A 14,161-nucleotide genomic window follows, 5' to 3' on the forward strand; every position below is an offset into this window, starting at 1 on the left:
GCCGTCCCCGTGCCGGCGTCCTCGGCCGCACCCTCCCCGCAGCCCGCCCCGTCCCCGCGACCCGCCGCCCAGGCGGGCCGGGGCCTGAAGCTGCCGGCCGCCGTCGGGAACTGGGTGGCCGCGGGCCGGGAGCGCCAGGCCGAGGCCGCCGGGCTGTTCGAGCGGGTGCTGGCCAAGCCGCCGGTGCGCCGGATCGCCAAGGAGCTCGGCGTGGACCTCACCCAGGTGCGCGCGACCGGCCAGTTCGGCGAGGTGACCCGCACCGACGTGGAGAACTACCTGGCCGAGCGCGAGACGAACATCGAGACCTCGGGCTCGTTCTGGATGCCGGACTCCGGGGACAACGAGCGCCGGACCGAGCGGATCCGGGTCAAGGGCGTCCGCAAGGCCACCGCGGCCGCCGTGACCGAGTCCTACCGGGACGCCCCGCACGTGTCCATCTACGTGGACGTGGACGCCAGCAGGACCATGGAGTTCGTCAAGCGGCTCAAGGCCAGCCGCGAGTTCGAGGGCATCAAGGTCACGCCGCTGCTGATCCTGGCCAAGGCCGTCATCTGGGCCGCGGCGCGCAACCCGCACGTCAACGCGTCCTGGACGGACGAGGAGATCCTCGTCAAGCACTACATGAACCTCGGCATCGCCGCCGCCACCCCGCGCGGGCTGCTGGTGCCGAACATCAAGAACGCCAACGAGCTGTCCCTGCGGGAACTGGCGATGGCGCTCACGGAACTGGCCAAGCGCGCCCGCGACGGCAAGACGCAGCCTGCCGAGATGGCCGACGGGACGATCTCGATCACCAACATCGGCGCCCTGGGCATCGACACCGGCACCCCGATCATCAACCGCGGCGAGGTCGCCATCGTGGCCTTCGGGACCATCCGGCAGAAGCCGTGGGTGGTGTCCGGCGAGGTCATCCCCCGCTGGATCACCACCCTGGGCGGTTCCTTCGACCACCGGGTGGTGGACGGGGACCTCTCCGCCCGCTTCATGGCGGACGTCGCCGCCATCATGGAGGAGCCGGCGCTGCTGCTGGAGTGAGCCCCTACTCCCCGGCCTCGAAGGAGTGCGCGAGCACCCAGGACGGGAAGGACGTGATCTTCGCGTCGATCACCAGCGGCCGGTCCCGCGGTCCCTCGACCCAGGCCCGCACCGGCTCCAGGTCCGACTCCTGCCGCACCGTCAGGGCCTGGCAGCCGTAGCCGGTGGCGATCGCGGCGATGTCCGTCTCGGGGAAGACCACGGTGTCCAGCTCGTCGGTCTCGTGGGCGAAGTGGTGGACCTCGGCGCCGTAGGCGTTGTCGTTGTAGACCACCACCACCAGCGGCAGGCCCAGGCGCACGGCCGTGTCCAGCTCCACGAGGGACATCATGAACCCCCCGTCGCCGACGCCGGCGATCGCCACCCGGCCCGGCAGGGCGACGGCGGCGCCGATGGCACTGGACAGGGCCAGGCCGATGGACTGGAACGCCAGCGGCACGCAGTACCCGTCGTTGTCCGGCACCCGGAAGTGCATGGCGGGATAGGCGTTGAAGTTGCCGCCGTCCGGGACGACCACCCGTTCCATCGGCAGCATCCGGTCCAGGGCGTTCGTCAGCGTGCGCGGGTCGATCCGGCCGCTGCCGGGCTCGCCCGGGACCACGGGCTCGGAGGTGTCCTCGAAGGGTTGGTCCGACCAGTTCAGCGACTCGGCCACCGTCCGGGCCACCTCGGGCGTGCGGTATCCGGCCGCGGCACCCGGTCCCGCCCCGGCCGCGTCACCGCCCGCTCCGGTGCCGTCCGCGCCCGTGCGGCGTGCCTGCAGGGCCGCCGTCGTGGCCTCGGCCGTCAGCGCGGCGTCGCCGAGGACGGCGACGTCCACCGGGTGGTGGAACCCGAAGGCCTCGACGCGGTCGTCGACCTGGACGACCGTGGCCTGTCCCAGCAGCTCCCCGCCCCGGGTGGTCCAGCGGTTCAGCGCCGCGCCGAACGCGATCAGGACGTCGGCGCCGGCGATCAGCTCGGCCGCTCCCTCCGTGGAGAACCCGCCCATCACGTCCAGGTGCCACTCGTCCTCGTGGAACAGGCCCCGGCCCGCCGCGCTGGTGGTCAGCAGGGCGCCGGCTGCCTCGGCGAGCCGGCGGATGGGCCCGACGGCGGCGCGCGCACCGCGGCCGCCGACGATCACCGGGCGCCGGGCCCCGGCCAGCAGCCCGGCGAGCTGCTCGACGGCCTCCGGGGCCGGTGCCGCTCGCAGAGGGCCCGAGGGAGGGGCCACCTGGTCCAGGCGCGCGGCGTCCCGCTCCGGGATCTCGGCGTTCTGCAGGTCCAGGGGCAGGGAGAGCACGACCGTCCGGCGCTGGTCGACCGCCGTCGTCACCGCCCGGATGACGTCCCGGACGGCGGAGTCCGCCGAGTGGACGCGCTCCGGGACGGCACCCATGCCCTCGGCGACCTTGTCCTGGTCGATCCAGAAATTGCTCTGCCGCTGGTCCCCGGGGATGTCACCGGTGACGACGAGCAGCGGGGTGTGCGCCTTGGCCGCCTCGCCGATGCCGGTCAGGGCGTTGGAGAAACCGCAGCCCTGGTGGACGGTCAGCACCGCCAGTTCGCCGGTGGCACGGGAATAGGCGTCGGCCATGCACGCCGCCCCCATCTCGTGCCGGGAGGCGGTGAACCGCACGCCGGCCCGGACCATCGCGTTGGTCACGCGGAAGTTGCCGCTGCCCACCACGCCGAACATCCTGCGGGCACCCATCCGGCCGATGACCGTCCCCACTGCCTCGTCTACTCGCATTGCCACTGTCCTTCCTGCAGGTGTCACCGCGCCGGGGTGCCGGCGCCGGTCGGGGTGGTCCGGGGCGGTCCTAGAGCTCGACGAACATGTCCGGCACGGACAGCTCACCCGTGACGGTCCCGTACCGGCGCGCCGTCTCGGCCAGCTCCTCCTGGGCGGCCATGTCGAACTCGGCGCGGAACCGCGGCAGCCTGATCTCCGCCAGCACCTCCGGCTCGATCGTCGCGTAGGTGCCGGTGATCCGGCGGACCTCGTCCGGATGGGCCTGGGCGTACTCCAGGCCCCGCACGAGCGCGTCCCGGAAGGAGCGCACGAGGTCCGGGTCGTTCTCGATGGTCTCCTCGCTGGCGAAGTACCCGCCGGTGTCCAGCTCGGGGTTGGCCTCGGCGTACGGCCAGCTGACCGCCACCATCCCCGCCTTCAGCGCGGGGGTGACGAAGGGCTCGACGACGATGCCGGCATCGAGCTGCCCGTTCTCCAGCGCCGCCTGGACGTCCGGGAACGCCATCTCGATGAACTCCAGCGAGCCGCCGTCGCTCCCGGCCTTGTCCATGACCTGGCGGCAGGCGGTGTCACCGATGTTCGCGAGCTGGTTGGAGGAGAGCGTCTTGCCCGCCAGGTCGGTCATCGACGTGTACCCGGAGTCCGGGGCGGCGATGAGGGCCACGTTGTCGTTGCCGGGCTCGCCCGTGGTGGTGGACCCCGAGCAGAAGAACTTGAGCCCGATGCCCTGCGACCGGGCCACCATCATCGAGACCACGTTGCCGAAGGCGAAGTCGAACTGCCCGGAGGAGACGCCGGGGAACGAGATCGCGCCGCCGGAGGTGGCCTCGATGGCGACGTCCAGGCCGGCCTCCTCGAAGAACCCCTGCTCCTTGGCCAGGTGGAGCGGCGCCACGTCCACGATGGGGATCGCCGCGACCGAGACCGCCCGCAGCCCGCCGTCCCCGGACCCCGTCCCGGAGGCGGCGGCCCCGGAGGTGGCACCGCCGCCGGCGGGTTCGCCCTGGCCGCAGGCCGCGGCGGTGCCGGCCACGAGGGCGGCCGCCCCGGTGAGGAGCAGGTTGCGGCGGGACAGCCACAGCCCGGGCCGGGCCGGGGTGCGGGTGGGGTGCGAGGGGGTGCCCATGACGAACTCCTTCGGTCGGGTGGACGTGCCCCCATCGAATCGCACCGCGTCCGCCCGGACCACTGATATCTTCCCGTCCTTTCCATAGACGAGGTCTATGGGAGCGGCCTCCGTGCCTGGAGGGCGTCGGGCCGATTGTCCTGCAGTGCCGCCGCCGCGCGCTCCACGAACCAGTCCACGGCGGCCGTGGCGCCACCCGCCGCGGCGTGGATGGACACGCTGGTCTCCACGTCCGCCAGGGGCAGCTCCCATGCGTGCAGCGGCCAGCGCGAGGTCCACCCGGGGACCACGATGCCCGGGACGACGGCGAGCAGGCCCGTCCCGGAGACGACCGCCGGGATGCCGGAGAACCCGTCCACGGTGAGCGACCCGGGCGGCGGGGGCGGCAGGCGCGACTCCACGATCGTGTGCCCGGTCGTCCCCCGGACCACGATGCGCGGCAGGCGGGCCAGCGCGTCCAGGGTGGGGGCGGTGTCGAACCGCCCGGTGCGCGAGACCCCCACGTAGCGGTCCCGGGTGATCGGCGTCGAGCGGATCCGGCCCTCCAGGGGGATCGAGGCGATCGCCAGGTCGATGTCCCCGGCCTCCAGGTCGCGGGCGGCGGTGTCCGTGTCCAGGGGCAGGACCTCCAGCCGGGCGTGCGGGGCCGCCCGCTCCAGCATGGCGGACAGGGCGGGCAGGAAGGCGGCCTGTCCCAGGTCGGTCATGGCCGCCCGGAACGTGGGCGCGGCGGTGGAGGGGTCGAAGACGGTGAGCCGGGCGAGGGCGGCGTCGGCATCCCGGGGCAGGTGCCCCAGTTCGGCGTAGAGCTGCAGCGCCACCCGGGTGGGCCGGACGCCGCGTCCCGACCGGCGGAACAGGTCATCACCCGTGAGGCGCCGGAGCCGGTTCACCGCGTGGGTGATCGAGGGCTGGGTGAGGTTCAGCCGGTCCGCTGCGGCCGTGAGGGTCCCCTCCTCGATCACGGCGGCGAGCACCCGGACCAGGTTCAGGTCGAGCATGCCGGGTCCGGGCACGCCCTGCGGCGACTCATGGTGGAGGGCCTGTTCATGGGACCATTCTGCCGACCGCCCGTGCGCGGTCCGCGTCACGTCCGCAGGGGCCGCCCCGGGCCGGTGCGAGCCCTGGGTGGACGCCGCCAATCCGTTGGAAGTCGGAATCATTGACACCTTGAACTACCGAGGTCGAGTGTCTAGTCTTGACTCAGGCTGTGGGGCGCATCACACCGGAGGCCACCGACCTCCCGGAGACCCACGGCATGACAACCCCCTGTCACGAGCGGAGCACCTCGAGCGATGACTGACCAGACGCCAACCGGCGCACCGGGCCCGCGCGGCCCGCACGCGTCCGAGGACCCCCGGCGGGAGACGGAGATCGAGCGGTTGCACCGCCTCGAGGCCGCCGCCCGGCCCGACCAGCGGCGGGGTGACACCCGCCGGCACGTCGACGCGGCCACCGTCGCCGCCCTTGACATCCCCACCCGCCCGGACCCGGCCGCACCGCCCACCTCCGTGGCGCAGTCCGGTGCCACCGGGTCCAGGACGAGCTCCGGCCCGGGCCGGGCCCGGCGCCGGGCCCGGCGGGGCTGGGGCACCCGGTTGCTCGGCGTGGCGGGCCTGCTCGGCTTCCTGCTGACGTGGGAACTGCTGTCCCGGACCGGCGTGGTCAACCCGACCTACCTGCCCCCGGCCTCGGCCGCGATCGCGGACCTGTTCCGCAACTTCGGGCTGGCCGCCTTCTGGGAGGCCGTCGGGGACACGATGCTGCAGTGGTTCCTCGGCATGGTCATCGCCGTCACGGCCGCCACGGTGCTCGGGTTCATCATCGGCTCCTCGACGTTCCTGCGCCGGTTCACGAACTCGACCATCGAGTTCCTGCGTCCGGTGCCGTCGGTGGCCCTGATCCCGCTCGCGGTGCTGCTCTACGGCGTGAGCATCCAGTCCGCGTTGCTGCTGATCGTCTACGCCTCCTTCTGGCAGGTCCTCATCCAGGTCCTCTACGGCGTGGCCGACGTGGACAACGTGGCCATGAACACCGCACGGTCCTACGGCCTGGGCCCGCTGGCCCGCCTGCGGTACGTCATCTTCCCGACCACCCTGCCTTACCTGATGACGGGCGTCCGCCTGGCCGCCGCCGTCGCACTGATCCTGGCGATCACCGCCCAGCTGATCATCGGCACCCCGGGCCTGGGCGCGGAGATCGCCAAGGCCCAGTCCGGCGGCTCCTACGTGGCCATGTACGCCCTCATCCTGGCGACCGGCATGCTCGGCGTCCTCATCAACATCGTCATGCGCGTGATCGAGCGGCGCGTGCTGTCCTGGCACTCCTCGGTGCGTACGGAGGTCGTCAAGTGAAAACCCTCAAGTCCCTCCTGTACATCGTCGGCCTGCCGGTCATCCTGCTGGTCCTCTGGTACCTCGCCACCGCGTTCGGCGAGAAGAACTTCTTCGTCCCCACCCCGGCGCTGCTGGCCGAGACCTTCGTGGAGACCTGGACCTGGGACCGGATGACCACCGACGTCTTCCCGTCCCTGGTCCGGCTGTTCTGGGGCATCCTCGGCTCGATCGTCATCGGCATGGTCGGCGGACTGCTCATCGGCTCGGTCCGCTGGCTGCGGGCACTGCTGGAGCCGACCATGGAGTTCTTCCGGGCCATCCCGCCCACGGTCCTGATCCCCGTCCTGATGCTGCTGATCGGCATCGGCGACGACATGAAGGTCGCGGTGATCATCGCCGGCGCCGTCTGGCCGATCCTGCTGAACACGATCGAGGGCGTGCGCGCCATGGACGAGGTCCTCTCGGACACCACGCACACCTACGGCATCAAGGGCTTCAACCGGGTCCGCTACCTGATCCTGCCCTCGGCGATGCCGCAGATCATGGCCGGCATCCGCCAGTCGCTGTCCATCGCGCTGATCCTGATGGTCATCTCCGAGATGTTCGCCGCGTCCTCCGGCCTGGGCTTCACCATCGTGCAGTTCCAGCGGTCCTTCGCGATCCCGGAGATGTGGTCCGGCATCGTGCTGCTGGGCATCATCGGCGTGCTGTTGTCCTTCGTCTTCCAGCTCGTCGAGCGCGTCGTGCTGCGCTGGTACCACGGCCTGAGGGAGATCGAGAATGCAGCCTGATCCGCACTCCGCCCCCGCCGGCGACCACCGCGCCGCCGGCATCCCCGCTTCCGAACCGACCATCCCCACCCAGGAAGGGACCGAGGACATGACCCCGGACCAGATCTCCACCGAAGGCACCGTCTCCTCGCAGGGTGGCGTGGCCGAGACCCCCGACGGCCTGCTCACCGTGGGCAAGACCATGCCGGACGGCGAGGCCATGCTGGCCGTGCGCAACCTGAAGAAGGTCTACCACACCGACGGCGGTGACATCGAGGCTGTCCGGAACCTCACCTTCGACCTGCCCCAGGGCCAGCTGGCCTGCCTGGTGGGCCCCTCCGGCTCCGGCAAGACCACGCTGCTCAAGTGCATCTCCGGCCTGCTGGCACCCACCGCCGGAGAGGTCACCCTGCACGGCAAGAAGGTCACCGGCCCGCCGAAGTCCATGGCCGTGGTGTTCCAGGAGTACGGCCGGTCCCTGTTCCCGTGGATGCGGGTGCGGGACAACGTGGAGCTGCCGCTGAAGAACCAGGGCGTGGACAAGGCCAAGAGGGACGAGCTCGTGGACAACGCGCTGGAGGCGGTGGGCCTGGCCCACGTGCCGAAGTCCTACCCGTGGCAGCTCTCCGGCGGCATGCAGCAGCGCGTGGCCATCGCCCGCGCCGTGGCCTACCAGCCCGAGGTGCTGCTGATGGACGAGCCGTTCGCCGCCGTCGACGCCCAGACCCGTGCCGACCTCGAGGACCTGGTCCGCAGCGTGTGGAAGCAGCTGGGCGTCTCGGTCCTGTTCGTCACCCACGACATCGACGAGTCCGTCTACCTGGGCGAGCGCGTCATCATCCTGTCCTCCTCGCCGACCGTGATCCAGCAGGACGTGCTGATCGACCTGCCGGAGGAGCGCGACCAGCTCGAGACCCGGTCCTCGCAGCGCTTCTCCGAACTGCGCCACCACGTCTACGAGCAGATCCAGCTGGCGAAGAAGGGCTTCCGCCCCGAGGACGCCCTCGCCAAGTAGGCGAACCCCGCCGCTCCCGTCGACGTGCGGGCAGCCCCCCCTCGTGCCGCCGGTCGCGGCCTGGGGGAGGCTGCCCGCACGGTCGTCTCCGGGGACCGATGGGACCTCCCGCCCGGGCCCGTGACCGTCAGGTCGACGCGGGGGCTGTCCGCGGCGGGGCCGGTGACGCGGACGTGGCGGCGGCCGGCCGGTCGGGGGGTGCATCCGGTCAGTGCGGCACCGGACCGTGCGCTCCCCGCCGCCACCGTCCACGGCGTGCGGTTCATCGGCCCGTGTCAGCGCCCCGTTCGGTTCCCGTGCCCGGGATTGCCGATGCGCATGCCTCGCGTCCGCGGGCGGGGGAGGTTCATGTGGTCCACGATGACGGGGGCACGATAACCGCCGCTGCAGGATATTGCAGGTGAACACTGGGTGAACCGGAGCGGCGGATCGCGACGGCGTACGCACCTAGCAGAGCGTTGCCGGAAGTCAATACTCGATCGTCACGGCCGCTGCTGACAGGGCAGGAGGGCCGTCGCGGGAGGCCGTACGGCCCCTCGCTCCACCGGCATCGAGTAGGGCCTGAGAGTCGGCGGACCCTGGGGCCCGCGGGAGGCTGGTGGTAACCGGGTGTACCGCTGGCCGGACGGAGACCTTAGCGTGATCTCAAGGATCTCAGCAGCGCGACCTATCCGAATGTCCCGGTCGAGCCGGCATGATCCGCCATCCGAGTGCAGCCGTCCTGTCTCAGCCCCCCGGTCCCGGAAACTCCCTCCGGACCGCCGGGGGGCCACGGGGGGCAGAGCAGGAAGACCATCCGTGAGCACAACCGACCGCCCAGACCACGCCGTCCCCGGCATCCCGGCCATCCTCCCGGCCGCGGCCCAGCCCGCCGGCCGGCCCGGGGGCACGTCCCACCCCGGGCAGCGCCCCGGCTGCGCCCCGGCCGGCAGCGCCGCCGTGGCCGCCTTCGGCCGCGTCATCACCACGATGGTCACCCCCTTCGACGCGGCCGGGAAGATGGACGCGACGGCCGCCGAGCAACTGGTGGGCCGGCTGACCCGCGACGGCTGGAACGACGGTGTGCTGGTCAACGGCGCGACCGGTGAGTCCAGTGCCACGGACGACGCGGAGAAGCGGCGCATGATCGTGGCGGCCCGCCGGGCCGTGTCCGGGACCGGCCGGAAGGTCATCGCCGGGGTCGGCTCCGGCAACACCGCCCACAGCATCCGGCTGGCGGTCGCGGCGCACGAGGCGGGGGCCGACGGACTGCTCGTCGCGGCGCCCTACTACTCCCGCCCCAGCCAGTCCGGGCTGCTCGAGCACTTCCGGGCGATCGCGGATGCCACCCCGCTGCCGGTGATGCTCTACGACAACCCGGGGCGCGTCGGGGTGGACCTCGAACCGGAGACCCTCCGGGACGCCGCCCAGCACCCGCAGATCATCGCCGTCATGGACGCCACGGGAGACCTCGGCGCGGCGTCCTCGATCATGCGCACCTCCGGGCTGGCCTTCTATTCCGGAGACGACATGCTCAACCTGCCCTGGCTGTCCGTGGGCGCCACCGGCTTCGTGTCCGTGGCCGGGCACGTGGTGGGCGACCGGTTGCAGACGCTGCTGCGCCTGCACGACGAGGGCCGCAACGCCGAGGCACTCGCCCTGCACCGCCAGCTGCTGCCGATCTGTACCGGGATGCTCCGCGCCCCGGCCGCGGCCTCGGCCAAGGCGGCCCTGCGCGCGCTGGGCCTGCCGGGCGGTTCGGTCCGGCTGCCCCTGGTGGACCTGACGGAGGACCAGTACCGAGACATCCGGCTGGACCTGGTGGCCACGGTCACGGAGCTCGGCGTCCCCACGCCCCGTGCTCCGAAGGACCCGCCCCGGCCCGCCCGTGCGGCGAGGACCACCGGCGCCCGGAAGGCCTCCCCGGTTCGCATGGGAGCACACTGACGCCCACGGCGGACCCGCGAGGGGAGGCATCGTGACCCACCTCGGCCGCCCCGCCCGGGTCCCGCCCCGCCCGGGTCCATAATTGAGCTGTGACGCACGATCCGGTGACCCGCGACGAGGCTGGCCGAGCGCTCTACGCCGAGCGCTCGAGGCTCCTGCCCGGCCTCGGACACCCCCCGGCGCCGCCCCGGACCGGCCTCGAGGACCCCGTCCGCGAACACCGGTGGCGCATGGCCGGGGAGTCCGCCCCGCTCCCGGACGCCTCCGGTGGTCCCCGCGACCGGGGCCAGGCCCGGGCCTCCCGCCGTGTCCAGCGCTGAGACGCCGCGGGACAGCACCCTGGACCGGTTGATCCGGATCCTCGGTGCCTTCGACGCCGACCGTCCCACCCTCTCCGTCGCCGCCCTGGCCCGCCGGGCGGACATCCCCCTGCCCACCGCCTACCGGTGGGTGGACCGGCTCACCGCGGCGGGACTGCTGGAGCGCGGGGAGGGCGGCGCCGTCGGGCCCGGGATGAGGCTGTGGGAGCTGGCCTCCCGGTCCTCCCCGGGCACCTCGCTGCGCCGGGCCGCGATGCCCTACATGGACGACGTCCAGGCGGTGCTGCGCCAGCACACCCAGATCGCCGTCCTGGACCCCGCCGGGGTGCTCGTCCTGGAACGGCTCTCCGCCCGCGGCGCGGTGCCGAACCAGGCCACCATCGCCGGCCGGCTGCCCACCTTCACCACGGCGCTGGGGCTGGTGCTGCTGGCCTTCGCCCGCCGGCACGTCGCCGAGTCGTTCCTGGCCGAGCACGCCGCGGAGCTCGGCCTGCCCCTGGCGGAGACGTGGCACGACGGCGCCGCCTCCTCGGCGGCCCGGCCCGGCCCCGCCGGCGGGACGCTGCGCGGGTCCGCCCGGGGTGTCGTCAACCCCACGGCGCCGGAGTTGCGGGCCCTGCTGGCCGAGGTCCGCCGCCAGGGCTGGGCGTCGGTGGACGGGCAGATCGACTCGGAGGCCACCGGCGTGGCCGTCCCGGTGCTCTCCCCGGAGGGCCAGACGATCGCCGCCCTGGGCGTGGTGGTGCCCCGGACCTCGGAGTTCCGGCCCGGACTGGCCCCCATGCTGCTGGCAGCCGCCCGCGGCATCAGCAGGGCGCTGGGTCCACAGGACGAGCTGCCCCGGGCGGATCGGATCCACCCCGACCATCCCCCCGTCGAGGTGCCCCGCGAGTAGCGGGGCCTGCCCGGGGGCGCTCGCGGACGGACGCGAGGGTGACCGGCCGCCGACGTCATTCTCACCGGGTGAGAATCGACGCGGCACGGCGGTGTTCGCTCGATCACACTGGAGCCAGACCCGAACGTCCGTACAACGAAGGAGTTGGCATGGCAGAAACCCCCACAGTCACCCGCACCAAGGTCGGTATCGTCGGCGGCGGCCCGGCCGGCCTGCTGCTCTCCCACCTGCTGTCCCAGCAGGGCATCGACAACGTCGTCGTGGAGAAGCGGGACCACGAGACCATCAAGAACACCCACCGCGCCGGCATCCTCGAGCAGCAGGCGGTGCGGATGCTGACGGACACGGGCGTGGACGGCCGCGTGCTCACCGTCGGCGACGAGCACGAGGGCATCGACCTGCGGTTCAACGGCGAGTCCCACCCGCTGAACTTCCCGGACCTGGTGGACGCCACCGTCACCCTGTACGCCCAGAACGAGGTCTTCGTGGACCTGGCCGCGGCGCGGAAGCGCGACGGCGGCGACGTCCGGTTCGAGGCCGAGGTCATCGAGGTCCTCGACCTGGAGACGGACACCCCGACGTTCCGCTACAAGGACATCTCCGAGGGCGCGAACCCGGACGAGGTGTTCGAGATCCAGTGCGACGTCCTCGTGGGCGCGGACGGCTCCCGCTCCTTCTGCCGCCGTGCGGTGGGGGAAGCCCAGGGCCACAAGGACTTCAAGATCGAGTACCCCTTCGCCTGGTTCGGCATCCTCACCGAGGCCCCGAAGTCCTCCCCGGAGTTGATCTACGCGAACTCCCCGGACGGTTTCGCCCTCATCTCCCAGCGTTCCGAGACCGTCCAGCGGATGTACTTCCAGTGCGCCCCGGATGAGAACGTGGACGACTGGTCGGACGACCGCATCTGGTCCGAACTGCAGAAGCGCGTGGACGGCCCGGACGGCCTGCAGCTGAAGACCGGCCCGATCTTCGACAAGACCGTGCTGAACTTCCGCTCCTTCGTCCGCGAGCCCATGCGCCACGGCAACATGTTCCTGGCCGGCGACGCCGCGCACACCGTCCCGCCGACCGGCGCCAAGGGCCTGAACCTGGCGTTCGCGGACGTGCAGGTGCTGTTCAACGCGCTGGAGTCCTTCTACTCCTCTGGTTCCCGCGAGCTGCTGGACGCCTACGCGGACACCGCCCTGAAGCGGGTCTGGAAGGCGCAGAACTTCTCCTACTGGATGACCTCCATGCTGCACACCCGCGCCGACGCCAACCCGTTCGAGGCCAAGCGCGCGCTCGGGGAGCTGGAGACGATCACCTCGTCCCGTTACGGTCAGCAGTACCTCGCCGAGTCCTACACCGGCTGGCCCCACGCCTGACCGGCGCCCCCGGCCCGGCCCCCCGAACCACCCGACCTCCACCAACCCCACCCGAAAGGAGCAGCCCGTGAGCCAGGACCAGCATGATCCTGCTGAGGAGAGCTTCAGCAACAGCCACGTGCTCGACCCCGCTGCGACCCAGGACTCCCAGGAGACCATCAACGCGGAGATGCAGGACATCCACGACGCGGCCTCGGGGGAGACCCAGCCGCGCGTGAACTTCCCGCCGTACCGCAGCTCGCTGTACCGCCACCCCACCAAGTCCATGCACCACGCGGACCCGGAGACCATCGAGCTGTGGTCCCCGGCGTTCGGCAACCGCGACGTGCACACCCTGGAGTCGGACCTGACCATCCAGGGCCAGGGGGAACCGCTGGGCGAACGGATCGTCGTGCGCGGCAAGATCCTGGACGGCGACGGCCGCCCGGTGCGCAACCAGCTCGTGGAGATCTGGCAGGCCAACGCCTCCGGCCGCTACGTGCACAAGCGCGACCAGCACCCGGCTCCGCTGGACCCGAACTTCACCGGCGTGGGCCGCACCATCACCGGTGACGACGGCTCCTACGAGTTCACCACCATCAAGCCGGCCCCGTACCCGTGGAAGAACCACCACAACGCCTGGCGCCCGGCCCACATCCACTTCTCGCTGTTCGGCACGGACTTCACCCAGCGGATGATCACCCAGATGTACTTCCCGGGCGACCCGCTGTTCAGCCTGGACCCGATCTACCAGTCGATCACCGACCAGAAGGCCCGCGACCGGCTGGTCGCCACCTACGACCACAACGTCTCCACCCACGAGTGGAACACCGGCTACTACTGGGACATCGTCCTCAGCGGCAGCAACCGAACCTGGATGGAGGGCGACACCGATGCGCATTGATCAGAACCAGCTGGACGCGGCACGCTCGGGCGACGAGAGGCTCGTGCCGACCCCGGGCCAGACCATCGGCCCGTTCTTCGGCTACGCCGACGGCTACGATCAGGTCCACCTGCCCTTCCGCGACGGCAACCACCTGGTCAACCCCGCCCGCCCGGACGCCGTGCGCCTGACCGGCACCGTGTACGACGGCAACGGGGACCCGATCCCGGACGCCATGCTGGAGATCTGGCAGGCCGACGCCGAGGGGCAGATCCCGCAGGAGACCGGTTCGCTGGTCCGTGACGGCTGGACCTTCACCGGCTGGGGCCGGGCCACCGTGGACAACGTGGGCACGTACACCTTCTCCACCGTCAACCCGGGACCCACCGAGGAGGGCAAGGCCCCCTTCATCCACCTCGTGGTCTTCGCCCGCGGCCTGCTGAACAAGCTGCACACCCGGATCTACCTGCCGGAGGACACCGCCGCCCTGGAGAAGGACGCCCTGCTGTCCTCCCTGGACGCGGACCGCCGCAGCACCCTGATCGCCGAGCGCCGGGCCGACGGCAGCCTGCTGTTCGACGTGCACCTGCAGGGCGAGAAGGAGACCGTGTTCCTGCAGTTCCCGGGCATCGAGTACCCGGACCACGCCTGAGCACCCCCGTGCTCGGCGCCCGGCTGGGCGGCAGCGTCCGGCACCCCGCCACACCGGGGTGCCGGACGCTGAGACGTACCGCACGGCCCCGCTGACGATGGGCCCGGTGGCCCGGATGC

13 protein-coding genes are annotated in these 14,161 nt (G+C 72.0%); 10 read left to right on the plus strand and 3 right to left on the minus strand.

Going from position 1 to position 14,161, the window contains the following annotated elements; all coding sequences use genetic code 11:
* The coding region (locus tag CITRI_RS0105995; RefSeq protein WP_010143768.1) for a dihydrolipoamide acetyltransferase family protein at window positions 1–1,038 on the plus strand (1,038 nt) is incomplete at its 5' end.
* A gap of 4 nt (window positions 1,039–1,042) precedes the next feature.
* Here CITRI_RS0105995 and CITRI_RS0106000 read toward each other — a convergent pair.
* From CITRI_RS0106000 to CITRI_RS16540, 3 genes are all read right to left on the minus strand, one after another.
* The gene (locus CITRI_RS0106000; RefSeq protein ID WP_010143769.1) at window positions 1,043–2,773 is read right to left on the minus strand and encodes a thiamine pyrophosphate-binding protein; all 1,731 of its coding nucleotides are present in this window, start codon (window positions 2,771–2,773) and stop codon (window positions 1,043–1,045) included.
* Between the two features lie 70 nt (window positions 2,774–2,843).
* Window positions 2,844–3,902: an ABC transporter substrate-binding protein gene (locus tag CITRI_RS0106005; RefSeq protein ID WP_304412049.1), complete on the minus strand. Its 1,059-nt coding sequence runs from the start codon at window positions 3,900–3,902 to the stop codon at window positions 2,844–2,846.
* Between the two features lie 95 nt (window positions 3,903–3,997).
* Window positions 3,998–4,903: a LysR family transcriptional regulator gene (locus CITRI_RS16540; protein WP_050813609.1), complete on the minus strand. Its 906-nt coding sequence runs from the start codon at window positions 4,901–4,903 to the stop codon at window positions 3,998–4,000.
* A 510-nt stretch (window positions 4,904–5,413) separates the two neighbouring features.
* Between CITRI_RS16540 and CITRI_RS16550 the strand changes: the two genes are divergently transcribed.
* The 9 genes from CITRI_RS16550 to pcaG all read left to right on the plus strand — a co-directional run bounded on the left by CITRI_RS16550 (window position 5,414) and on the right by pcaG (window position 14,042).
* A complete protein-coding gene (locus CITRI_RS16550) occupies window positions 5,414–6,256 on the plus strand; it encodes an ABC transporter permease (RefSeq protein WP_050813612.1) in 843 nt (280 codons plus the stop codon).
* Window positions 6,253–7,029 (plus strand): ABC transporter permease, encoded by a 777-nt coding sequence (locus CITRI_RS0106025; RefSeq protein ID WP_010143773.1) that lies wholly within the window; start codon window positions 6,253–6,255, stop codon window positions 7,027–7,029. Before CITRI_RS16550 ends, CITRI_RS0106025 begins: the two co-directional genes overlap by 4 nt.
* A 181-nt stretch (window positions 7,030–7,210) precedes the next feature.
* Window positions 7,211–8,023: an ABC transporter ATP-binding protein gene (locus CITRI_RS16555; protein WP_369732107.1), complete on the plus strand. Its 813-nt coding sequence runs from the start codon at window positions 7,211–7,213 to the stop codon at window positions 8,021–8,023.
* Window positions 8,024–8,821: 798 nt separating this feature from the next.
* Complete coding sequence (dapA, locus tag CITRI_RS16560) at window positions 8,822–9,949, plus strand: 4-hydroxy-tetrahydrodipicolinate synthase (protein WP_010143775.1); 1,128 nt, start codon at window positions 8,822–8,824, stop codon at window positions 9,947–9,949.
* Between the two features lie 89 nt (window positions 9,950–10,038).
* Window positions 10,039–10,269, plus strand: coding sequence for a hypothetical protein (locus tag CITRI_RS0106040; protein WP_010143776.1), 231 nt, complete (start codon window positions 10,039–10,041; stop codon window positions 10,267–10,269).
* Window positions 10,256–11,164, plus strand: coding sequence for an IclR family transcriptional regulator (locus tag CITRI_RS0106045; protein ID WP_010143777.1), 909 nt, complete (start codon window positions 10,256–10,258; stop codon window positions 11,162–11,164). Before CITRI_RS0106040 ends, CITRI_RS0106045 begins: the two co-directional genes overlap by 14 nt.
* Before the next feature lie 149 nt (window positions 11,165–11,313).
* Entirely contained in the window at window positions 11,314–12,528 is a 1,215-nt protein-coding gene (locus CITRI_RS0106050) for a 4-hydroxybenzoate 3-monooxygenase (RefSeq protein WP_010143778.1), read from the plus strand.
* Between the two features lie 67 nt (window positions 12,529–12,595).
* Window positions 12,596–13,411, plus strand: a complete 816-nt coding sequence (gene pcaH / locus CITRI_RS0106055; protein ID WP_010143779.1) for a protocatechuate 3,4-dioxygenase subunit beta — start codon at window positions 12,596–12,598, stop codon at window positions 13,409–13,411.
* Window positions 13,401–14,042: a protocatechuate 3,4-dioxygenase subunit alpha gene (pcaG, locus tag CITRI_RS0106060; RefSeq protein WP_010143780.1), complete on the plus strand. Its 642-nt coding sequence runs from the start codon at window positions 13,401–13,403 to the stop codon at window positions 14,040–14,042. Before pcaH ends, pcaG begins: the two co-directional genes overlap by 11 nt.
* Window positions 14,043–14,161: the final 119 nt, after the last annotated feature.

The organism is Citricoccus sp. CH26A (assembly GCF_000224415.1).
Classification (GTDB): Bacteria; Actinomycetota; Actinomycetes; order Actinomycetales; family Micrococcaceae; genus Citricoccus.

Excerpts from the sequence above, each read along its gene's own strand:
- CITRI_RS0106005 (WP_304412049.1), bottom strand. The coding sequence starts at position 3,902 with ATGGGCACCCCCTCGCACCCCACCCGCACCCCGGCCCGGCCCGGGCTG.
- CITRI_RS0106000 (WP_010143769.1), bottom strand. The coding sequence starts at position 2,773 with ATGCGAGTAGACGAGGCAGTGGGGACGGTCATCGGCCGGATGGGTGCC.
- CITRI_RS16540 (WP_050813609.1), bottom strand. The coding sequence starts at position 4,903 with ATGCTCGACCTGAACCTGGTCCGGGTGCTCGCCGCCGTGATCGAGGAG.
- CITRI_RS0106050 (WP_010143778.1), top strand. The coding sequence starts at position 11,314 with ATGGCAGAAACCCCCACAGTCACCCGCACCAAGGTCGGTATCGTCGGC.
- pcaG (WP_010143780.1), top strand. The coding sequence starts at position 13,401 with ATGCGCATTGATCAGAACCAGCTGGACGCGGCACGCTCGGGCGACGAG.
- CITRI_RS16555 (WP_369732107.1), top strand. The coding sequence starts at position 7,211 with ATGCCGGACGGCGAGGCCATGCTGGCCGTGCGCAACCTGAAGAAGGTC.